Below are 21059 nucleotides of genomic sequence, written 5' to 3' on the forward strand. Positions count from 1 at the left end.
CGGCTACTCCTGTCCGAGCGGTCGCAGTTCGTACTTGGGATTGAAGAGCACCCGGCGTCCGTGGTTCATGGAGATCCGGCCGGACGCGATCATTCGGCGGCCCGGCTCTATGCCCACGATGGAGCGGCGGCCGAGCCAGACCACGTCCAGGGCGGCGGAGCCGTCGAACAGCTCCGCCTCCAGGGCCGGCACACCGGCCCGCGGCCGCAGGGTGACCGTGCGCAAGGTACCAGTCACCTTGACTATCTCGCGGTCATGGCAGTCGAAGATCCGCGTACACCCCGCGGCCTCTGCGTCCTCCTGCAACTCCGCGGAGTGCAGATCCTCCTGCGAGGTGGACAGCCGCTCGATCATCCGGCGGAAGCGGCCTGCCGACTTTGCCGGCTTCTCGGAACGAGGTACAGCACTCATACATGAAGCCTACCGGGGCACGGTTCAGGAGCGTTCGAAGCGGTATCCCATTCCTGGCTCGGTGACGAAGTGCCGAGGGTGCGACGGGTCGGCCTCGAGCTTGCGGCGCAGCTGCGCCATGTAGACCCGCAGGTAGTTGGTCTCGGTGCCGTACGAGGGCCCCCAGACCTCCTGGAGCAGCTGCTTCTGGCTGACCAGCCGGCCGGTGTTGCGGACCAGCACCTCCAGCAGGTGCCACTCGGTGGGGGTCAGGCGTACGTCGCGGCCCTCGCGGTTGACCTTCTTGGCGGCCAGATCGACGGTGAAGCCCTCGGTCTCCACGATCACCTCGTCGTCGCCCGCGCCGGTGGGCTCGGCTCGGCGGACGGCGGCGCGCAGCCGGGCCAGCAGCTCGTCCATGCCGAACGGCTTGGTGACGTAGTCGTCGGCGCCCGCGTCCAGCGCCTCGACCTTCTCGTCGGAGGTCTGGCGGGCGGAGAGCACCAGGATCGGGACGCGGGTCCAGCCGCGCAGCCCCTTGATCACCTCGACGCCGTCCATGTCGGGCAGGCCCAGGTCGAGGACGATCACATCGGGATGGCGGGCGGCGGCGAGCTGAAGGGCGGTCGCGCCGTCGGGGGCCGCGTCCACCTCGTACTTGCGCGCCTTGAGGTTGATCACGAGGGCGCGCACGATCTGCGGCTCGTCGTCGACCACGAGCACCCTGGTCATGCGGGGGCCTGCTTTCTGCTGTCCGGTCACGAGGTGACCTGGGCGGGGAGATCGGGGCGGGCCGGGCTGAGCCCCGGCACCGCCTGGAGAGTGAGGACCATCGTCATGCCTCCGCCGGGCGTGTCCTCGGCCGTGAGGATGCCGCCCATGGCTTCGACGAAGCCCCGGGCAACGGCGAGGCCGAGGCCGACTCCGGCACCACGTGGAGCGTCACCGTAGCGCTGGAAGGGCTCGAATATCCGCTCTTTCCCGTCATCGGGGACGCCCGGGCCACGGTCCACGACCCGTAGCTCGACGCGGTCGGCGATCGCGCTCGCGGCCACGGTGACGGCAGTGGCGTCGGGGCTGTACTTGACCGCGTTCTCGACGATGTTGGCGACGGCGCGCTCCAGCAGCCCGCGGTCGACCGCCACCATTGGCAGCGACTCGGGGATGTCCAGTTCGACGCTGTCGTCGGGTACACCGACGAGGGCCATCGGGACGACCTCGTCGAGGTCGGTCTCGCGGATCACCGGGACGACCGTTCCGGTCTGCAGCCGGGACATGTCGAGCAGGTTGCCGACCAGGTGGTCGAGGCGGTCCGCGCCGTCCTCGATGCCTTCGAGCAGCTCGGCCTCGTCCTCCTCGGACCAGGCGACGTCGTCGGAGCGCAGCGAGGAGACGGCGGCCTTGATGGCGGCCAGCGGGGTGCGCAGGTCGTGGCTGACTGCGGCGAGCAGGGCCGTACGGATGCGGTTGCCCTCGGCGAGCCGGCGGGCCTCTTCGGCCTCGCCGACCAGGCGCTGGCGGTCGAGTACGACAGCGGCCTGGGCGGCGAAGGCGCCGAGCACGCGGCGGTCCTCGGCCGGCAGGACGCGGCCGGAGAGGGCCAGTGCCATGTGGTCGCCGATCGGCATGTCGACGTCCGCGTCCTCCGGGCGGCTGAGCGGCTTCGGCCCCACGCTGCCCGCGCAGGTCCACGGATGCAGGTCGCTCGCGCGCTCCAAAAGGGCCACCGACTCCATGGCGAAGGTCTCACGGACCCGCTCCAGCAGGGCGTCGAGGGTGGTCTCACCGCGCAGCACACTGCCGGCGAGGAAGGAGAGGATCTCGGACTCGGCGCGCAGCCGGGCGGCCTGGTGGGTGCGCCGGGCGGCCAGGTCCACCACGGAGGCAACGGCGATGGCGACCGCCACGAAGATCACGATGGCGACGATGTTCCGTGGGTCGGCGACCGTGAGGCGATGCAGCGGCGGGGTGAAGTAGTAGTTCAGCAGCAGCGACCCGAAGGCCGCGGAGGCCAGGGCCGGCATCAGCCCGCCGAGCAGGGCGGAGGAGACCGTCAGCGACAGGAACAGCAGCATGTCGTTGGCGAGGCCGAGGTCCGCGTCGACGTTGGTCAGCAGCAGCGCCAGCAGGGCCGGGCCGGCCACGCCGACCAGCCAGCCCCATATGATCCGGGAGCGGCCGAGGCGGGCTCCGCGCGCCACCGGGAGCCCGCGGCCCTTGGCGACCTCCTCGTGGGTGACGATGTGGACGTCGAGGTCGGGTCCGGAGTCGCGGGCGACGGTCGCGCCGACGCCGGGGCCGAACATGTACTGCCAGGTCCTGCGGCGGCTGGAGCCGAGGACGATCTGGGTCGCGTTGACGCCGCGCGCGAACTCCAGCAGGGCGTTCGGTACGTCGTCGCCGATGACGTGGTGGAACGTGCCGCCGAGGTCCTCGACCAGGGTCCGCTGGACGGCCAGCTCCTTGGGCGAGGCGGAGGTCAGACCGTCGCTGCGGGCGATGTAGACCGCGAGGATCTCGCTGCCGGAGCCCTTGGCCGCCATACGGGCGGCGCGGCGGATGAGCGTACGGCCTTCGGGGCCGCCGGTCAGGCCGACGACGATGCGCTCACGGGCCTGCCAGGTCGAGCGGATGTTGTGCTCGCCGCGGTACTGCTGGAGGTACTCGTCGACGCGGTCGGCGACCCAGAGCAGGCCGAGTTCACGCAGGGCGGTGAGGTTGCCGGGGCGGAAGTAGTTGGAGAGGGCCGCGTCGACCTTGTCCGACTGGTAGATGTTGCCGTGGGCCATCCGTCGGCGCAGGGCCTGGGGCGACATGTCGACCAGTTCGATCTGGTCGGCCCTGCGGACCACCTCGTCGGGTACGGTCTCCCGCTGCCGTACGCCCGTTATCGACTCGACCACATCGCCCAGCGACTCCAGGTGCTGGATGTTGACGGTCGAGATGACGTCGATTCCGGCCTGCAGCAGTTCCTCGACGTCCTGCCAGCGCTTGGCGTTGCGGGAGCCTGGCACATTGGTGTGCGCGAGTTCGTCCACCAGGGCGACGGCGGGCCGGCGCTCCAGGCACGCGTCCACGTCCATCTCGGTGAACGTACTCCCGCGGTACTCGATCTCCCGGCGCTGGATCTGCTCGAGGCCGTGCAGCATGACCTCGGTGCGGGGCCTGCCATGATGCTCTACAAAGGCGACGACACAGTCCGTGCCACGCTCCACCCGGCGGTGCGCCTCGGAGAGCATCGAGTACGTCTTGCCGACGCCCGGTGCCGCACCGAGGTATATCCGGAGTTTGCCGCGTCCCATGGCCTCATTGTCTTCCACCTGCTGCTGCGTACGTTCCACTACGTACTTCCACCGGCCGACGATGTCTCTGACCTCCTGAGGAAACCTCCTCATCGCGCAGATGTGCGTAGCGTTGACGGCTCCCTTACGGCCATGTACGCGCCCTTGACGACATCCATACGCATACGTCTCTGACATGCCCCTGAGATGCGAAAAGGCCGGTGGCAAGCACCCTGGGAAGGGGATACCGGCCACCGGCACCGACGTTTTCCGGTCAGCGCACCTCAGTGATCTCGGGGCCGCGCTGCAGCTGCCCCATGCCACCGGAGAAGCGTGAGCCCTCCTGATCCTCCTGCTGGACGCCCTCGGGCACCATCTGCGCGTCGTTCGGCAGCTTCAGGACGATCGGGTCGCGCGGGGCCATCGGGCCCTCGCCGCGTACGACGACCGTGTCCCGGAAGATCTGCTCCAGCAGACCGGCGGCCTCCGGCTGCACAGCGCCCTGCCCGGAGATCACTCCGCGCAGGAACCAGCGCGGTCCGTCGACACCGACGAAGCGCACCAGCTGTACGCCGTTGGTCCCGTCCGGCAGCTGTACGGGCACCTGGGCACGCAGCTCCCAGCCCAGCGGACCCTCGACCTCGTCGATGATGCCGCCCTGCTGGGTGATGCCGGACGCGATCTCCTCGCGTACCTCGCCCCAGATGCCCTCCTTCTTGGGCGCCGCGAAGGCCTGCAGCTGTACCGCGCTGTCGCGCAGGACGACCGTCGCCGCGACGATCGCGTCGCCCGCGACCTCGACCCGCAGCTCCATGCCCTCGACTCCGGGCACGAAGAGACCGCCGAGGTCCACCCGGCCCTCGCCGGGCTCCGAGACCTCGGAGACATCCCACGGACCGTCCGGCCGGGGGGCGGGGGGCAGGTTCACCCTGCGCTGCCCGCTCGCGGCGAGCTCCTCGTCGTCCAGTTCGTCACCGGAGACGCCGTCGACGACCTGCTCGGCCTCGCCCGCTGCGTCCTCAGCGGAACCGCTCTTCTTGCGACGTCCGAACACGTCACTGTCCTTCCCGGTCGGATACGACCGAAGCGTATCTATTCCCACCCTGTTGCCCACCGCTTGCTCCGCCCACAGCGGCATGACCGCCGGTGGACCCGAAGCCCCCCTCGGCCCGCGCCGATCCGGGAAGCTCCGCGACCTCGTGGAAGCGCACCTTCTCGACCTGCTGGACGACCAATTGGGCAATCCGGTCGAAACGCTCGAACCGCACGGTCTCGCGCGGGTCGAGATTGACCACGATCACCTTGATCTCTCCACGGTACCCGGCATCCACCGTCCCCGGGGCATTCACGAGGGCGACGCCGCAGCGGGCGGCAAGCCCGGACCGGGGGTGCACGAAGGCCGCGTAGCCGTCCGGCAGGGCGATGGAGACGCCGGTGGGCAGTACGGTCCGCTCGCCGGGGGCGAGCTCCGCGGCCTCGGTGGTCACCAGGTCCACCCCCGCGTCGCCGGGATGTCCGTACGAGGGGACTGGAACCTCGGGGTCGATGCGCCGGATCAGCACGTCCACCGGATTGCGCATCAGGGGTTCACCTCGAAAGCACGTACGCGCCTGGCCTGGTCCGGGTCGGCCATGGCCGCCTGGATCTCCTCGGGCCTGCCGTTGTCGATGAAGTGGTCGACCTTGACCTCTATGAACAGGGCCTCGGCGCGCACCGCGACCGGCCCCTGCGGGCCTCCTATCCGGCCGACGGCGGTCGAGTAGATCTTGCGGCCGGCCACTGCTGTGACCTCGGCCTCCAGATGCAGCACGGTGTCCACGGGCACGGGCCGTACGAAGTCGGTCTCCAGCCGGCCGGTCACCGCGATGACCCGCAGCAGCCAGTTCAGCGAGCCGAGCGTCTCGTCGAGCGCCGTCGCCAGGACCCCGCCGTGCGCCAGGCCCGGCGCACCCTGGTGGGCGGGCTTCACGGTGAACTCGGCCGTGACGCTCACACCGTCGCCGGCCCGCGCCGCCAGGTGCAGTCCGTGCGGCTGGCCCTCGCCGCAGCCGAAGCAGTGCGCGTAGTGCGAGCCCAGGAGCTCACCCGGGGCCGGGGCGTCGGGGTGCCGCTCGGGAGCCGTGGCATCGGCCGGGGGCGTCAGGGCTGTAGTTCGTCCACTCACAGGCGCAGACCTTACCCGCGCGGATAGGGGCAGGTCGCGCCGTGCCAAGCTTGGTCCCATGCAGCCTGCCGCCCCGCCCTATGACGAACGTCTGACCGCGCCCCGTTCGTGGTGGCTCATCGCCGCCCTCGTGGGGTGCTCGTGCGCGCTGATGCTGTTGCCGCTCGGGGGGCTGCCGCTGCTCGGCGGGCTGATCGGCGGCACAGCTCTCGCCGCGGTCATGGTGAGCACGTACGGCTCCGCGCGGATCCGGGTGGTGGCCGGCTCGCTCATCGCGGGGGACGCCAGGATCCCGGTCTCGGCGCTCGGGGAACCCGAGGTGCTGGACGCGGAAGAGGCACGCGCCTGGCGCACGTACAAGGCCGATCCGCGTGCGTTCATGCTGCTGCGCAGCTATGTCCCGGCCGCGGTCCGCATCGAGGTGACGGACCCGGCCGACCCGACGCCGTACGTCTATCTGTCGAGCCGCGAGCCGGCGGCACTGGCGGCGGCGCTCACGGCCGTCGGAGCCGGACAGCAGGCGGGCTAGGGGCGGGCTGGAGGCGGGCTAGGGGCTCTTCCGGGTCAGTCCTCGATCACCTTGCGGAGGTGGTCCGGCAGCTCCGCGGGAAGCGTCTCGGGCTGCTCCAGCGGGGGCAGGTCGGGCAGCGCGTCCCAGGGGACCTGTCGGCTGCGCAGGTCCTTGCGGACCTTTTCGGCGAGTTTCTTGGTGTCGCGCCGGTTCATCACGGCGCCCACGGCCGCTCCGATCATGAACGGCATCAGGTTGGGCAGATTGCGCATCGTGCGCTTCATGATCTGCTGGCGCAGCTCGCGTTTCATCCGGCCGCCCAGCGCGGCGTTGAGGGTCGTCGGCTTGGTGACGTCGATGCCCCGCTCCTCCGTCCAGGCGGTCAGGTAGGCGAGGCCGCGCTCCCTGAGCGAGCCGGGCGCCCGCTGTCCGTACACCTCGTGGAGCTCGGCGATGAGCTTCAGCTCGATCATGGCTACCCCGGTGATCTCCGCCGCCAGCTCGGCCGGCATCGCGGGCGGTACGGGCAGCATGGCTGCCGCACCGATACCCGCGCCGATGGTGGAGGTGCCGTTCGCGGCGCCCGCGATGAGCTTGTCCGCGATCTCCTCCGGGCCGAGGCCCGGGAAATGTCTGCGCAGGGTCCGCAGATCCCGGACGGGGACCCGCGGAGCGTTCTCGATGAGCCGGTCGGCGAGGTGGGCGAGACCCGCCCTGGCCTGCTCGACCCGCTTCTGCACGCCGTGCTTCACGGCACTCATCCGGCGAGCCCCGGACTTCCGCCGGGGCTCCTCGTCGTCCCCCGTGACCGACGGCAGCCCGGCGGAGGGCACGGCCGGGGCGCCAAGGCCCTCAGCCGGGCCTGTGCCGCCCTCGGCGGCCCCGGATGCACCCTGCCCCCGGAAGCGACGCTTCCGGGGCAGATTCGCCCCTGCCACGGCCGCCCTGCCTAATCGCAGTCGCGGCAGATCGGCTGACCGTTCTTCTCGCGGGCCAGCTGGCTCCTGTGGTGCACCAGGAAGCAGCTCATGCAGGTGAACTCGTCGGCCTGACGAGGCAGCACCCGTACGGACAGCTCCTCGTTGGACAGGTCCGCTCCGGGCAGCTCCAGGCCCTCGGCCTGCTCGAACTCGTCGACGTCTACAGCTGACGTCGACTTGTCGTTCCGGCGGGCCTTCAGTTCCTCAAGGCTGTCCGAATCGACGTCGTCGTCGGTCTTGCGTGGGGTGTCGTAGTCCGTTGCCATGTCGCGCTCTCCCCCTCTGGGTGTTTGCGGTGTCTCAGCGCACGTAACGCATGAGAGGCCGGACTTGTGCCCGACCCGAGGCGGAGATTTTGCCTCACATCAAGGTCTGTTACTCAATCGACACCCAGCCGCACCCCTGAAGAGGTGATCGGCGTGGATGGCGATCGGGACCGTACACGATCCGAATGGTGCGGTTCACGGGCGTCACCCCGTGTACTTCCCGTGATCAGGTGCCCTGAAAACCCGGACTTTCCCGGCTTTCCAACGGTCCCGTGATCACGGAGAGTAGATGGCCCGAAATGCGCCTCTGTGATCGATCACACAGGGGCTCTCCGGGAACAGGTCCCGAAAATTCCGCGCAAAGCGAACGCAAGCAGCATCTCAGATGGGAAGGGTGACGCGCATGACGAGCCCGCCGCCCTCCCGCGGCTCCGCGATGATACGGCCCCCATGAGCGCGCGCCACCGAGCGCGCGATCGACAGGCCGAGTCCGACCCCCTTGTCGCTGCCCGTCCGCTCGGTACGCAGGCGTCTGAACGGCTCGAAGAGGTTGTCGATCTCGTACGCGGGAACCACTGGTCCGGTGTTCGAGACCACCAGGACCGCCTGGCCGTGCTGGGCCTCGGTGGTGACCTCGACCCAGCCGCCGTCGGGGATGTTGTAGCGGACCGCGTTCTGCACCAGGTTCAGCGCGATCCGCTCCAGCAGGACGCCGTTGCCCTGCACGATGACCGGCGCACGTTCGCCTCGGATCTCCACGCCCTTCGCGTCGGCCTCCGCCCGGGTCTGGTCCAGGGCGTGCGAGGCGACCTCGGCGAGGTCGACCGGTTTGCGCTCGACGATCTGGTTGTCGCTGCGGGCGAGCAGCAGCAGGCCCTCCACCAGCTGCTCGCTGCGCTCGTTGGTGGCCAGCAGCGTCTTGCCGAGCTGGTGGAGCTCGACGGGCGCCCCGGGGTCGGAGAGATGCACCTCCAGCAGCGTGCGGTTGATCGCGAGCGGGGTGCGCAGTTCGTGCGAGGCGTTCCCGACGAAGCGCTGCTGGGCGGTGAAGGCCCGTTCCAGGCGGTCGAGCATCTCGTCGAAGGTGTCCGCGAGCTCCTTGAGCTCGTCGTCCGGCCCGTCCAGCTCGATCCGCCGGGTCAGGTCGGTCCCGGCGACCCGGCGGGCGGTACGGGTGATCTTGCCGAGCGGCGAGAGGACACGGCCGGCCATCGCGTAACCGAACGCGAAGGCGATGACGCTGAGGCCGAGGAGCGCGAGCAGCGAGCGGCTGAGCAGGTCGTCGAGGGCCCGCTGACGCTGGTGGTCGATGCAGGCGCTCATCGCGTTGTTGAACTCCTCGATGCTCTGGTTCCCGCCGATCCCGGAGCACGTCGCGCTCGACACCTGGACGCCCTGCCCGCCGATGATCTTGAACGGAGGCGCACTGCCGACGTGCAGCGCCTGCGCCGCCAGCAGATAGATGATCGACAGCAGCAGGATCCCGGCGATCAGGAACATCCCGCCGTACAGCAGCGTGAGCCGTATCCGGATCGTCGGTCTCAGCCAGGGGAAGGTGCTCTCCGGCTGCCTCGGGTCCCAGGTCGGCTTCGGAGGCGCCATCGGTGGCGCCGGGGTCGTGGCCATGCCGGTCAGATCCGGTATCCGGAGCCGGGCACGGTGACGATGACCGGGGGCTCGCCGAGCTTGCGGCGCAGGGTCATCACGGTCACGCGTACGACGTTGGTGAACGGGTCGGTGTTCTCGTCCCAGGCCTTTTCGAGCAGCTGCTCGGCCGAGACCACTGTTCCCTCGCTGCGCATCAGCACCTCCAGTACCGCGAACTCCTTGGGCGCCAGCTGCACCTCCTTGCCGTCGCGGAACACCTCACGCCGATTGGGGTCCAGCTTGATGCCGGCCCGTTCCAGGACGGGTGGGAGCGCAACGGTGGTACGGCGGCCGAGCGCCCGGACCCGCGCGGTCAGCTCGCTGAACGCGAAGGGCTTGGGAAGGTAGTCGTCCGCGCCGATCTCCAGGCCCTCCACCCGGTCGCTCACATCGCCGGAGGCGGTGAGCATCAGGACGCGGGTGGGCATACCGAGTTCGACGATCCGGCGGCAGACGTCGTCACCGTGGACGAGCGGGAGGTCGCGGTCGAGTACGACGACGTCGTAGTCGTTGACCTCGATCCGCTCCAGGGCCGCGGCGCCGTCGTACACGACGTCGACGGCCATGGCCTCCCGGCGCAGTCCGGTGGCCACCGCATCGGCGAGCAGTTGCTCGTCCTCGACGACGAGTACGCGCACGGCGCTGTCCTTCCTCTGAAGCCCATCAGGGCAGGGGTGGTTGGTTCGCTCACTGAGCGCTTCCATCCTGCCCCTTTCGGCCATAAACCGGCTGTAAGACGATCCTCCGGGGACCGGAAGCGGGGGAATCGAGGATTCCCGGGTCTGGTGAGGTTTCTCCGGCGCGGGTGCAGGGGAGGACGACTGCACACCCGAGATCACCCCCCGTATGTGCCGCGCCACGGCGTGCTCCAGGGGTGATCAAAACCCCGTCGGCACACCCCCGTGCCGCTGACCCACGACGAGGGGGCGCACCCATGGACGCATTCACCGCTGGACTTCTGCAGCGCATAAGGACCACGGAATCGGACCTCACGCGGGCTCGCGAGACGGGCGACGACTTCCTCGCGGAGGTCGAGCAGGCAGAGCTGGACGATCTGCATCGCCTCGCCGCCGAGCACGGAGTGAAGGTCGCCGCCGCGTAGCGCCCGCCGCCCGGTCGCACGTACGTAGGGCCCCGGCACCGCGGGACGGTGCCGGGGCCCTACGTGTCCACTGTCAGTCGTGCCAGGCGCCGAACTCCTCCAGCAGTGCCTGCAGCGGCTCGAAGACGCCCGGTGTCGCGGCCACCGTCAGCTCGCCCGACGGGCGTTCGCCGGGGCGGCCGCCGGTCAGGGCGCCCGCCTCGCGGGCGATCAGCTCGCCCGCCGCGAGGTCCCACGGGTTCAGCCCGCGCTCGTAGTAGCCGTCGAGGCGGCCGGCCGCCACATCGCACAGGTCGACCGCCGCCGAGCCGCTGCGCCGGATGTCGCGCAGCCGGGGAATCAGGCGCTGGGCCACATCCGCCTGGTGGGTACGGACGGTGGTGACGTAGTTGAAACCGGTGGAGACCAGAGCCTGAGCGAGCGGCGGGGCAGGGCGACAGCGCAGCGCCCGCCCGGCTGCGTACGCGCCGCCGCCGCGCACCGAGTGGTACGTCTCGCCGCGCATCGGGGCCGCGACGACGCCCACCACGGTCTCGCCGTCGCGCTCGGCCGCGATCGAGACGGCCCAGGTCGGCAGCCCATACAGGTAGTTGACCGTGCCGTCGAGCGGATCGATGACCCAGCGGATCCCGCTGCTGCCCGCGGTGTTCGCGCCCTCCTCGCCGAGGACGCCGTCGTCGGGGCGGCGCTCTCCGAGGAAGCCGGTGATCAGCTTCTCGGCCGCGATGTCCATCTCGGTGACGACATCGATGGGGCTGGACTTGGTGGCGGCCACGCCCAGGTCGGCGGGGCGGCCGTCGCGCAGCAGATCCCCGGCCCGGCGGGCGGCCTCCAGGGCGAGGTCGAGCAGTTCGGACAGGAGAGGGTCGGTCACGGGTGCTCCTCGGGCGTAGGGGTTACGCGTACGGGCTGTCGGCGCCTGCCGCGGCGGGCCTCGGCGCGCGGGCCGGGCAGCAGCCGACCGGGCAGAGGTCGTGGCTCGGGCCGAGCGCCCCCAGCGCGCAGCGCTCCGGCGTACGCCCCCGCTCACTCGCCGCGCGCTCCAGCAGCAGGTCCCGTACCGCACCGGCGAAGCGCGGGTCGGCGCCGACGGTCGCCGACCGGGCGACGGGCAGGCCGAGTTCGGCGGCCTTCGCGGTGGCTTCGGTGTCCAGGTCGTACAGGACCTCCATGTGGTCCGAGACGAAGCCGATGGGGACCATCACGACAGCGGGTGCCCCGGCGCCGTGCAGCGACTCGAGGTGGTCGCAGATGTCGGGCTCCAGCCAGGGGATGTGCGGGGCGCCGCTGCGCGACTGGTAGACGAGCTGCCAGGGGTGCTCGATGCCGGTCTCGGCGCGGACCTCCTCGGCGATCAACCGGGCGACCTCCAGGTGCTGCGCGACGTACGCGCCGCCCTCCCCGTTCCCGGTGTGCTCCTCCGCCGGGCCGGAGGCGTCGGCCGCTGCCTCCGGAATGGAGTGGGTGGTGAAGACGAGGTGCGCGCCGGCCCGTACGTCCTCCGGCAGCGCCGCCAGCGAGGCGAGCACCCCGTCGATCATGGGGCGTACGAAGCCGGGGTGGTTGAAGTAGTGCCGCAGCTTGTCGACGCGCGGCAGTTCCAGGCCCTCCGCCTCCAGCGTGGCGAGCGCGTCCGCGACGTTCTCCCGGTACTGCCGGCAGCCGGAGTACGAGGCGTACGCGCTGGTGGCCAGCACGGCGATACGCCGGCGGCCGTCCGCGGCCATCTCGCGCAGGGTGTCGGTCAGATGGGGCGCCCAGTTGCGGTTCCCCCAGTAGACCGGCAGGTCCAGACCGTGCTCGGCGAAGTCCTTGCGCAGGGCGTCCAGCAGCCGCCGGTTCTGGTCGTTGATCGGGCTGACCCCGCCGAAGAGGTAGTAGTGCTGACCGACCTCCTTGAGCCGCTCGCGCGGGATGCCTCGGCCGCGGGTGACGTTCTCCAGGAACGGGACCACGTCGTCCGGGCCTTCGGGGCCGCCGAATGACAGCAGCAGGAGGGCGTCGTAAGGAGCTGCAGCGAGCTGATCGGGCATGCCTCCGATCCTGCCACCCGTCTCTGACGGGTGATAACCCGCCACGGCCCCGGCAGATCGCGGTATTACCCGCCGTCCGCCGGACGTAAGCTCTAGTGGTCGCCCACATCCCTTACCGGAGCGCCTCTTGCCCAGTCCCTACCGCGCGATCTTCGCCGCCCCCGGCGCCAAGGCGTTCTCGGCCGCCGGCTTCATCGGCCGGATGCCCCTGTCGATGATGGGCATCGGCATCGTGACGATGATCTCGCAGCTCACCGGGCGGTACGGGCTAGCCGGCGCCCTCTCGGCCACGGTGGCCCTCTCCGCCGCCGCCCTCGGCCCGCAGATATCCCGGCTGGTGGACCGGCACGGCCAGCGCCGGGTACTGCGCCCCGCCACCCTGGCCTCGGTCGCGGCCGTGGCCGGTCTGCTTGTCTGCGCACAGCAGGACCTGCCGGACTGGACCCTCTTCGTCTTCTCGGCCGGCGTCGGCTGTGTGCCGAGCGTCGGATCGATGGTCCGGGCCCGCTGGGCGGAGATCTACCGGGGCTCGCCCCGCGAGCTGCACACGGCGTACGCCTTCGAGTCCGTCATCGATGAGGCGTGCTTCATCTTCGGGCCGATCGCCGCCATCGGCCTGTCCACGATCTGGTTCCCGGAAGCGGGACCGCTGGTCGCCGGCCTCTGCCTGCTGGCGGGTGTGTACCTGCTGACCGCGCAGCGGGCCACCGAACCGGTACCGCAGCCGAAGGAGCACCACACCAAGGGCTCGGCACTGCGCTCTCCGGGCCTGCAGGTACTGGTGGCCACCTTTGTGGCCACGGGCACGATCTTCGGGTCCGTCGACGTGGTGACCGTGGCCTTCGCCGAGGAGCAGGGCCACAAGGCGGCGGCGAGCGTGGTGCTGGCCGTGTACGCGCTCGGCTCCTGCCTCGCGGGAGTGGTCTTCGGTCTGCTGCACTTGAAGGGTTCGACCGAGCGCAGGTGGCTGCTGGGCGTCTGTGCGATGGCCGTGAGTATGATCCCCCTCCAACTGGCCGGGAGCCTGCCGTTCCTGGCCGTGGCGCTCTTTGTCGCGGGCCTTGCCGTCGCACCGACGATGGTGACCACCATGGGTCTGATCGAGCAGTATGTACCACGCGCGAATCTGACCGAGGGCATGACCTGGGTGGGCACCGGGCTCGCGGTCGGGATCGCGCTCGGCTCTTCGGCCGCCGGCTGGGTGATCGACGCCGCCGGGGCGGAGGCCGGGTACCTGGTCTCCGCGGCGGCGGGAGTGCTCGCGGCCGCGGTGGCGTTCCTGGGGTACCACCGGCTCAGCGGGCCGGTGAAACCGGAGGGGATCGATGAGCGTGACGAGCGGGACGAGCGGGACGAAGAGCGCGTGGCGTAACTGGGCGGGCAACGTGACCGCCCGTCCGGTACGGGAAGTCTCCCCGGCCTCGGTCGCGGAGCTGGCCGAAGCCGTCCGCAGGGCGGCCGAGGACGGCCTGCGCGTGAAGGCCGTCGGCAGCGGCCACTCCTTCACCGCGACCGCCGCCACTGACGGTCTTCTCGTACGCCCCGAACTGCTCACCGGTATCCGGGACATCGACCGCGAGGCCGGCACGGTGACGGTCGAGGCGGGCACCCCGCTGAAGCGGCTGAACGTGGCGCTGGCCCGGGAGGGCCTGTCGCTCACGAACATGGGCGACATCATGACGCAGACGGTGGCCGGGGCGACCAGCACCGGCACCCACGGCACCGGCCGCGACTCGGCCTCGATCGCCGCGCAGATCACGGCGCTCGAACTGGTGACGGCCGACGGATCGGTGCTGACCTGTTCGGAGAAGGAGAATCCGGATGTCTTCGCGGCCGCCCGGATCGGGCTCGGCGCGCTGGGCATCGTCACCGCGATCACCTTTGCCGTGGAGCCGGTCTTCCTGCTGACCGCCCGCGAGGAGCCGATGGCCTTCGACCGGGTCACGGACGAATTCGACGGCCACGTCGCGGAGAACGAGCACTTCGAGTTCTACTGGTTCCCGCACACCGGCAACTGCAACACCAAGCGCAACAACCGCAGCGCGGGCCCGTCCGCCCCGACCTCGCCGGTCGCCGGCTGGATCGAGGACGAGTTCCTCTCCAACGGCCTCTTCCAGGTGATCTGTTCGCTGGGCCGGGCGGTGCCCGCGACGATCCCCGCCGTCGCCGAGGTCTCCAGCCGGGCGCTGTCCGCGCGTACCTACACCGACATCCCTTACAAGGTCTTCACCAGCCCGCGCCGGGTGCGCTTCATGGAGATGGAGTACGCCGTTCCGCGCGAGGCCGCGATCGGGGCGCTGCGCGAGGTGAAGGCGATGGTGGAGCGCTCGGATCTGCGGATCAGTTTCCCGGTGGAGGTACGGACCGCCCCGGCGGACGACATCGTGCTGTCGACGGCCGCCGGCCGGGACACCGCCTACATCGCCGTGCACATGTACCGGGGGACCCCGTACCAGGCGTACTTCACCGCGGTCGAGCGGATCATGACCGCGCACGGCGGCCGGCCGCACTGGGGCAAGGTGCACACGCGCGACGCGGAGTACTTCGCCGATGTGTACCCGCGCTTTGGTGAGTTCATCGCACTGCGGGACCGGCTGGACCCCGAGCGGCGGTTCGGCAACGACTATCTGCGGCGGGTGCTTGGCGCCTGAGAGCCCGTCAGAGCCCGCCGGGGAAGGGGCCTCCGGTGAAGTCGGGCGGCGTGCCGGTCCACCCAGGTGGCCCGAATGGAGTACTGTGGCGAGCCCTGGGGCCGGTCTTCTTCACGGATGCCCGACCCGAGGGAGGGGGCCGAACGTGGCACTCGATCCGGCGGCGCCGCGGCACCGCACGGGCGCCTGCTGCACAGAGTGACCGACCGTCACTTTGCGTTGCAAGCAGGTAACCGTGCCATAACGGCGATCCAGGGCCCACGCCCGACACGCCGGGCAACTCGGCAAGGTTGTGGCAGGCTGCACCCGGGCAGGCCACACTCGACTAGCGGAAGCAGCGACGCACGTGACGTCGGCAGGCACCACCCGGGAGGTCCCCATGCCCGAACTGCGTGTCGTGGCCGTCTCCAATGACGGCACACGACTGGTGCTCAAGGCTGCGGACAGCACGGAGTACACCCTTCCGATCGACGAACGGCTGCGCGCGGCCGTGCGCAACGACCGTGCCCGCCTCGGCCAGATCGAGATCGAGGTGGAGAGCCACCTCCGCCCCCGCGACATCCAGGCCCGTATACGCGCAGGCGCCTCGGCGGAGGAGGTCGCCCAGCTCGCCGGCATCCCCGTCGACCGCGTACGCCGCTTCGAAGGACCCGTGCTGGCCGAGCGTGCCTTCATGGCCGAGCGGGCCCGGAAGACGCCCGTGCGCCGCCCCGGCGAGAACACCGGCCCCCAGCTCGGCGAGGCGGTGCAGGAGCGCCTGCTGCTGCGCGGGGCCGACAAGGACACCGTGCAGTGGGACTCCTGGCGCCGCGACGACGGCACCTGGGAAGTCCTGCTGGTGTACCGGGTCGCGGGCGAGCCGCACTCGGCGAGCTGGACGTACGACCCGCCCCGGCGGCTCGTCCAGGCTGTCGACGACGAGGCGCGCTCGCTGATCGGCGAGTCCGACGACATGGCGGCCGCGCCCGAGCCCAGCTTCCCGTTCGTGCCGCGGATCGCCCGGCTGCCCAGGGACCGGCCGCTGGACCGCGCGCTCGACCGGCAGTTGGAGCGGCCCTCGATCCCCTCCCCCGCCGCGCCGCCGGAGCCGGAGGAGGAGCGGGACTCGCTGACCAGCCTGCTGGAGGCGGTACCGAGCTTCCGCGGCGACCTGGTCGTCCCGGAGCGTCCGGCCGCGCCGGAGCCGACCCGGGACGAGCCCGAGCCGGAGGCCGAGGAGCCGCCGGCGCCGGCCGCTTCCGCCGGGGCCGGATCGGCGTACGCGGATGTGCTGATGCCGCGGGCGGTCGCCGGCCACCGTGACCGGCTCACCGGGACGACGGACCGCCAGGCAGAGGCCGACGGGGTCCGGCCGGGGCGGCGCGCTGCCGTGCCGAGCTGGGACGAGATCGTCTTCGGCACGCGGCGCAAGAAGCAGGAGTAGCCGAAGTAGGAGTAGCCGGACCACGGCCTCGAGGGGCCCGTACGCGAGTCGTACGGGCCCCTGAGCGTGCCTGGCCAGGGGTGTTTCTCGGATCTCCGTGGGAGAAGGAGCGGGGTCTGGTGGCACCACCCGTGCCCGAAGGGCTACGGGGGAGTGCGTGCCAGGGCTCGCGACGCCGCGGAGAGCCGAGAAGCATCCCCTAGAGCGGGTCGGGGCCGGTGGCCACCGGGCGGGACTCGTCCGCGGACCACTCGGACCAGGATCCCGCGTACAGCCCGGCGGGAATGCCCGCGATCTCCAGCGCCAGCACCTCGTGCGCTCCGGAGACGCCGGAACCGCAGTAGACACCGACCTCCCCCGCGGTCTCCCCGAGCGCCTTGAAGCGGTCGGCGAGCGCGCCCGCGGGCAGGAACCGGCCGTCCGCGCCCACGTTCTCGGTGGTCGGCGCCGACACCGCGCCCGGGATGTGCCCGCCCACCCGGTCGATCGGCTCCACATCGCCGCGGTAGCGCTCGGCCGCACGCGCGTCCAGCAGCAGGCCGGAGCGGGCCAGCGCCGCCGCTGCGTCCGCGTCGAGGAGCGGCAGCGACCCCGGTACGGGCATGAAGTCGCCCTCGGCCGGAGCGGGGGTCGACTCGGACAGGACGCCCCCGTCGGCCGTCCACGCGGCCAGGCCGCCGTCCAGGACCCGTACCGACGGATGACCGGTCCAGCGCAGCAGCCACCAGGCGCGTGCCGCCGCCCAGCCCTGCCCGCCGTCGTACACCACGACGGGAGAGTCCTCGCAGACCCCGGCCCGGCGCATCACCGCGCCGAAAGCGGGAACCTCGGGAAGGGGATGCCGGCCACCGGATCCGGCCGGCCCCGCCAGTTCCTTGTCGAGATCCACATAGACGGCGCCGGGGATGTGCCCGTCCTCGTACTGGGGCCGGAGGTTCGGCCCGGCCAGCTGCCAGCGGACGTCCAACAGCACCGGCGGCCGCGGGCCGGCCAGCTCACTCGCAAGATCAGGTACGGAGATAATGGCGTTCATACGTGACATCCTCGCGCAGAGACCGCCCCGGGTGACGACTCCGCAGCGGAAAGCCCCCCGCAAATCGGCCAACCTCCCACGGGAACACGCACAATCCGGCGCGGCCGGGGCACAGAGCGCGACAGGTGGTGCAAGCATCTGGGCGGGAGCGCGCGTACGTCCCACCGCGCGCCCCGGATCCTGCGCACGGCCACCCGATGGTCCGAGGAGAGAGTGACGATGACGGAGGCAGTGACTCGGCGCACACCAGGCACGCCCTGCTGGGTCAGCCTGATGGTGCACGACCTTGCCGCGACCCAGGAGTTCTACGGAGCGCTGTTCGGCTGGGAGTTCCGGCCGGGGCCGACGCAGCTGGGCCCGTACGTCCGGGCGCTGCTCGACGGCAAGGAGGTTGCCGGGATCGGTGAGCTGCCGCCCGAGCGTCATCTCCCGATCGCCTGGACGACGTACCTCGCCACCGACGACGCCGACTCGACCGCGGAAACGATCCGGAGCTGCGGCGGAACGGTCGCGGTCGGTCCGCTGCAGGCGGGCGACGCGGGGCGGCTCGCCATCGGATCCGACCCCGGCGGGGCGGTGTTCGGCATCTGGCAGGCCGGCTCGCACGTCGGCACGATGGTGGCGGGGGCGCCCGGCACACCCGTGTGGAACGAGCTGGTGACGCCGGAGACCATGACGGTCGGGAAGTTCTACGAGGCTCTGTTCGGCTATGAGTCCGAGGCGGTCGTCTCGGCCGACTTCGACTATCTGACGCTGCACCTGCAAGGCCGTCCGGTGGCCTCGGTGCACGGCGTCGGGCGGGCGCTGCCGAGGAACCGGGGGGCGCACTGGATGACGTACTTCGAGGTGGCCGACGCCGACGAGGCCGCCCGGCGGGTGACCGAACTCGGCGGTCAGGTGCTCCAGCCGCCGCGGGAAGGGGCGAGCGGGCGGCTGGCGTTGGTGGCCGACCCGGAGGGCGCGGTGTTCACGGTCGTACGGACAGGACCTAGCTGACGCCCGAGCCGAGCTCGACGGGAAGGACATCCGGGGAGAGGGCGGCGGCGCGGGCGGCCGCGGCCGTCATCCGGCGCCGGTGGTGACGGCGGCACAGCACCTCGTAGCCGATCTCGTCCGCCGACTGGTTGACGTCACCGACGACCACCTGGGCGCCCTCGACGACCATCCGGCCGTTTATCGTACGGGCGTTGTGGGTGGCCCGGGCACCGCACCAGCACAGTGCCTCGACCTGGAGGACCTCGACGCGGTCGGCGAGTTCGACCAGGCGCTGCGAGCCGGGGAAGAGCTTGGAGCGGAAGTCGGTGGTGATGCCGAAGGCGAAGACGTCGAGTTCGAGGTCGTCGACGACCCGGGCGAGCTGGCCGATCTGCTCCGGCGCGAGGAACTGCGCCTCGTCCGCGATCACATAGTCGGCCCGGCCGCCCTTGGAGAGATGGCCGACGAGGTAGGCGTAGAAGTCGAAGTCCTCACCCGCCTCGACGGCCTCGGTGACCAGGCCGAGCCGGGAGGACAGCTTGCCCTCGCCCGCGCGGTCGTCGCGGGTGAAGATCATGCCCTGCAGGCCGCGTGCCGAGCGGTTGTGCTCGATCTGCAGCGCGAGAGTCGACTTCCCACAATCCATGGTTCCGGAGAAGAACACCAGCTCGGGCATGGAGAAGTGACAACCTTTCAGGACCGGTACGGCGGAAGGGGTTACGGGTTACGGATTACGAACGTACTTCGAGCAGCGGGACCAGCTGCTCCGCGGCGGTCATCGAGCCGTGCATCCCGACCATCAGGGACTCGTGCGGCTCATTGCGCGAGGCGGTGATGACCACATCGGCGTGGGCGGCGGCAACGACGTCGCCGATCCTGCCGTACACGCGCTCGTCGCATGCGCCGGGCGGGCCGAACCAGCCCGCCGCTATCGCCTCGTCCCGGCTCGCCACCCAGAACTGCTCGCCCAGCACCTCGCGCCAGACCGTGAGGACGTCGCTCTGGGCGCCGGGCACAGCGTACACATGGCGGGCCCGGCCCTCGCCGCCCAGCAGGGCCACGCCGGCCCGCAGCTCCCAGTCCTCGTCGAAGTCGATACGCGACTCCTCGTCGAACGGGATGTCGATCATGCCGTGGTCGGCGGTGACATAGAGGGCGGCGCGGGGCGGGAGCTGTTCGGCGAGGCGCTGGACGAGCCGGTCGACGTACATCACCTGGCCGCGCCACGCGTCGGAGTCGACCCCGAAGCGGTGTCCCTTGCCGTCGACGTCGCTGTAGTACGTGTAGACCAGCGAACGGTCCCCCAGGGCCAGTTGCTCGGCGGCCAGATCCATCCGCTCCTCGCCGGACAGCCGGCCGTGGAACGTGCCGCCGCTGAGCGCGATCGTGGTGAGCGGGGTGTGCTGGAAGGTCGGCGAGGACACCTGTGCGGTGTGCACTCCCGCGGCGTCGGCCAGCTGGAAGACCGTCGGGTACGGCTGCCAGGCGTGCGGGTCGGTCCACGGCTTCCAGCGGAGCTGGTTCATCAGCTCACCGGTGTCCGGGTTGCGCGCGGTGTAGCCGGGCAGCCCGTGCACGGCGGGCGGCCGGCCCGTGCCGACGGAGGCCAGCGAGGTCGCCGTCGTGGCGGGAAAGCCCGCGGTGATCGGGAGCCCGGTGCCGCCGCGGGAGGTGGCGAGCAGCGAGGTGAGGTACGGGGCCTCGTCCGGGTGCGCCTTGATCTGCTCCCAGCCGAGGCCATCGATCAGGAAGACGCAGTTCCGGTCGGCGGGGGCGAGTTCGGTGAGGGTGGCGTCGAGGCCCGGCACGCCCTGGCCGGCGGCGAGGGTGGGCAGCAGATCGGCGAGCGAGCCCGAGCCGTACGCCGGGACGGGGGCGGTGTCGAGGGCGAGCGGGGTGGCGTCCTCGTCGTACTGCCAGGCGGGCTGGACCATCAGCGGCCGGTCGCGGCGGTCGCTTCGGAGAGCGCCTGGGCGAACGCGAGCGTCTGGCGCACGGTGTCCGGGCCGTCACCGGCCTCGCTGACCCGCAGGCTGAGGTCGTCCGCGGTGGAGTTGCCCGTATAGCCGTGGTCGGCCTCGCAGTTGGGGTCGCCGCAGGCGGCGGGCTCAAGGTCGAGCCGGGAGACGGCGCCCCAGCCGATGGTGAGGACGACCTCGCGGGGCAGGGTGCCCGGGGTGTACGACTCCGGGTTGGCGACCACGCGGCTCAGCACGACGGAGGAGATCTTCGCCAGCTTGACCGACTCGGTGGAGGTCGTGGCGTACGGCGTCGGGGAGGTCGTGTCGGCGGCCTGCTCGTCGGTATGGCTGACGATGAAGCGGTTCCCGGTCAGGACCAGGACGGTGACATGGCGGCGCACTTCGTTGGAGTCGAAGGTGGTCTCCTGGTGCACCAGGTACGACGAGATGGGCTCGCTGCCGACAGCGGCCTCCACCGCCTCGGCCACAAGGGCCGGGTAGTAGCCGCTGCGCTCGATCGCCGCGCGCAGCCCCTGGGTCGTCGTACCGGTCTTCGCCATGGGGTCCATCCTACGGGGCCCGGTGACTGCGGAGGCCGCCCTGTGGACAGGGCTCCGTGGACAGGGCTCACTGGGTGGGGCT

General features: G+C 71.0%; 22 protein-coding genes. 6 read left to right on the plus strand and 16 right to left on the minus strand.

Going from position 1 to position 21059, the window contains the following annotated elements; genetic code table 11:
• Positions 1-3: 3 nt before the first annotated feature.
• From NLX86_RS10485 to NLX86_RS10510, 6 genes are all read right to left on the minus strand, one after another.
• On the minus strand, positions 4-411 hold the full coding sequence (locus NLX86_RS10485; protein ID WP_254371353.1) for an OB-fold nucleic acid binding domain-containing protein: 408 nt from the start codon (positions 409-411) through the stop codon (positions 4-6).
• 24 nt (positions 412-435) lie between these two features.
• Complete coding sequence (locus NLX86_RS10490) at positions 436-1122, minus strand: response regulator (RefSeq protein ID WP_254371354.1); 687 nt, start codon at positions 1120-1122, stop codon at positions 436-438.
• A 26-nt stretch (positions 1123-1148) separates the two neighbouring features.
• Complete coding sequence (locus NLX86_RS10495; RefSeq protein WP_254371355.1) at positions 1149-3692, minus strand: sensor histidine kinase KdpD; 2544 nt, start codon at positions 3690-3692, stop codon at positions 1149-1151.
• A gap of 253 nt (positions 3693-3945) precedes the next feature.
• Positions 3946-4725 carry a DUF3710 domain-containing protein gene (locus tag NLX86_RS10500; RefSeq protein WP_254371356.1) on the minus strand — a complete coding sequence of 260 codons (780 nt, stop codon included), beginning with the start codon at positions 4723-4725 and terminating at the stop codon, positions 3946-3948.
• Position 4726: 1 nt separating this feature from the next.
• Positions 4727-5251: a dUTP diphosphatase gene (gene dut / locus NLX86_RS10505; protein WP_254371357.1), complete on the minus strand. Its 525-nt coding sequence runs from the start codon at positions 5249-5251 to the stop codon at positions 4727-4729.
• The gene (locus tag NLX86_RS10510; RefSeq protein ID WP_254371358.1) at positions 5251-5835 is read right to left on the minus strand and encodes a PaaI family thioesterase; all 585 of its coding nucleotides are present in this window, start codon (positions 5833-5835) and stop codon (positions 5251-5253) included. The genes dut and NLX86_RS10510 overlap by 1 nt, the downstream gene beginning before the upstream one ends.
• 58 nt (positions 5836-5893) lie before the next feature.
• Here NLX86_RS10510 and NLX86_RS10515 point away from each other — a divergent pair, with 58 nt between their 5' ends.
• Positions 5894-6364, plus strand: a complete 471-nt coding sequence (locus NLX86_RS10515) for a DUF3093 domain-containing protein (protein WP_254371359.1) — start codon at positions 5894-5896, stop codon at positions 6362-6364.
• A 35-nt stretch (positions 6365-6399) separates the two neighbouring features.
• Here NLX86_RS10515 and NLX86_RS10520 read toward each other — a convergent pair whose 3' ends face one another.
• The 4 genes from NLX86_RS10520 to NLX86_RS10535 all read right to left on the minus strand — a co-directional run bounded on the left by NLX86_RS10520 (position 6400) and on the right by NLX86_RS10535 (position 9877).
• Positions 6400-7284, minus strand: a complete 885-nt coding sequence (locus NLX86_RS10520) for an EcsC family protein (RefSeq protein ID WP_254371360.1) — start codon at positions 7282-7284, stop codon at positions 6400-6402.
• An 11-nt stretch (positions 7285-7295) separates the two neighbouring features.
• Positions 7296-7592: a DUF4193 domain-containing protein gene (locus NLX86_RS10525; protein WP_114662768.1), complete on the minus strand. Its 297-nt coding sequence runs from the start codon at positions 7590-7592 to the stop codon at positions 7296-7298.
• A gap of 381 nt (positions 7593-7973) precedes the next feature.
• Positions 7974-9218 carry a HAMP domain-containing sensor histidine kinase gene (locus NLX86_RS10530; protein ID WP_254371361.1) on the minus strand — a complete coding sequence of 415 codons (1245 nt, stop codon included), beginning with the start codon at positions 9216-9218 and terminating at the stop codon, positions 7974-7976.
• A gap of 5 nt (positions 9219-9223) precedes the next feature.
• On the minus strand, positions 9224-9877 hold the full coding sequence (locus NLX86_RS10535) for a response regulator transcription factor (RefSeq protein ID WP_254371362.1): 654 nt from the start codon (positions 9875-9877) through the stop codon (positions 9224-9226).
• Between the two features lie 296 nt (positions 9878-10173).
• Between NLX86_RS10535 and NLX86_RS10540 the strand changes: the two genes are divergently transcribed.
• On the plus strand, positions 10174-10341 hold the full coding sequence (locus NLX86_RS10540) for a hypothetical protein (RefSeq protein WP_254371363.1): 168 nt from the start codon (positions 10174-10176) through the stop codon (positions 10339-10341).
• Positions 10342-10414: 73 nt separating this feature from the next.
• Here NLX86_RS10540 and NLX86_RS10545 read toward each other — a convergent pair whose 3' ends face one another.
• Together NLX86_RS10545 and NLX86_RS10550 are read right to left on the minus strand one after the other, a co-directional pair.
• Entirely contained in the window at positions 10415-11215 is an 801-nt protein-coding gene (locus NLX86_RS10545) for an inositol monophosphatase family protein (protein ID WP_254371364.1), read from the minus strand.
• A 22-nt stretch (positions 11216-11237) separates the two neighbouring features.
• Positions 11238-12374 (minus strand): ferrochelatase, encoded by a 1137-nt coding sequence (locus tag NLX86_RS10550; RefSeq protein WP_254371365.1) that lies wholly within the window; start codon positions 12372-12374, stop codon positions 11238-11240.
• Between the two features lie 127 nt (positions 12375-12501).
• Here NLX86_RS10550 and NLX86_RS10555 point away from each other — a divergent pair, with 127 nt between their 5' ends.
• The 3 genes from NLX86_RS10555 to sepH all read left to right on the plus strand — a co-directional run bounded on the left by NLX86_RS10555 (position 12502) and on the right by sepH (position 16448).
• Positions 12502-13746, plus strand: a complete 1245-nt coding sequence (locus NLX86_RS10555) for an MFS transporter (protein ID WP_254371366.1) — start codon at positions 12502-12504, stop codon at positions 13744-13746.
• Positions 13700-15025 carry a D-arabinono-1,4-lactone oxidase gene (locus tag NLX86_RS10560; RefSeq protein WP_254371367.1) on the plus strand — a complete coding sequence of 442 codons (1326 nt, stop codon included), beginning with the start codon at positions 13700-13702 and terminating at the stop codon, positions 15023-15025. Before NLX86_RS10555 ends, NLX86_RS10560 begins: the two co-directional genes overlap by 47 nt.
• 379 nt (positions 15026-15404) lie before the next feature.
• The gene (gene sepH, locus NLX86_RS10565) at positions 15405-16448 is read left to right on the plus strand and encodes a septation protein SepH (protein WP_254371368.1); all 1044 of its coding nucleotides are present in this window, start codon (positions 15405-15407) and stop codon (positions 16446-16448) included.
• 199 nt (positions 16449-16647) lie between these two features.
• Here the strand turns inward: sepH and NLX86_RS10570 are convergent, their stop codons facing one another.
• A complete protein-coding gene (locus NLX86_RS10570) occupies positions 16648-17481 on the minus strand; it encodes a sulfurtransferase (protein WP_254371369.1) in 834 nt (277 codons plus the stop codon).
• A gap of 219 nt (positions 17482-17700) precedes the next feature.
• On the opposite strand from NLX86_RS10570, the gene NLX86_RS10575 reads away from it, so the two are divergent.
• The gene (locus NLX86_RS10575; protein ID WP_254371370.1) at positions 17701-18477 is read left to right on the plus strand and encodes a VOC family protein; all 777 of its coding nucleotides are present in this window, start codon (positions 17701-17703) and stop codon (positions 18475-18477) included.
• Here NLX86_RS10575 and NLX86_RS10580 read toward each other — a convergent pair.
• From NLX86_RS10580 to NLX86_RS10590, 3 genes are read right to left on the minus strand one after another with little or no spacing between them, the layout of a single operon-like run.
• Complete coding sequence (locus tag NLX86_RS10580) at positions 18470-19132, minus strand: thymidine kinase (protein ID WP_254371371.1); 663 nt, start codon at positions 19130-19132, stop codon at positions 18470-18472. The two genes, NLX86_RS10575 and NLX86_RS10580, sit on opposite strands and share 8 nt — an antisense overlap.
• Positions 19133-19187: 55 nt before the next feature.
• Positions 19188-20390, minus strand: a complete 1203-nt coding sequence (locus NLX86_RS10585; RefSeq protein ID WP_254371372.1) for an alkaline phosphatase family protein — start codon at positions 20388-20390, stop codon at positions 19188-19190.
• Positions 20390-20986 (minus strand): DUF5998 family protein, encoded by a 597-nt coding sequence (locus NLX86_RS10590; RefSeq protein WP_254371373.1) that lies wholly within the window; start codon positions 20984-20986, stop codon positions 20390-20392. The genes NLX86_RS10585 and NLX86_RS10590 overlap by 1 nt, the downstream gene beginning before the upstream one ends.
• Between the last annotated feature and the right edge of the window lie 73 nt (positions 20987-21059).

It is taken from the genome of Streptomyces sp. A3M-1-3, assembly GCF_024213665.1.
Taxonomy (GTDB): Bacteria; Actinomycetota; Actinomycetes; order Streptomycetales; family Streptomycetaceae; genus Streptomyces.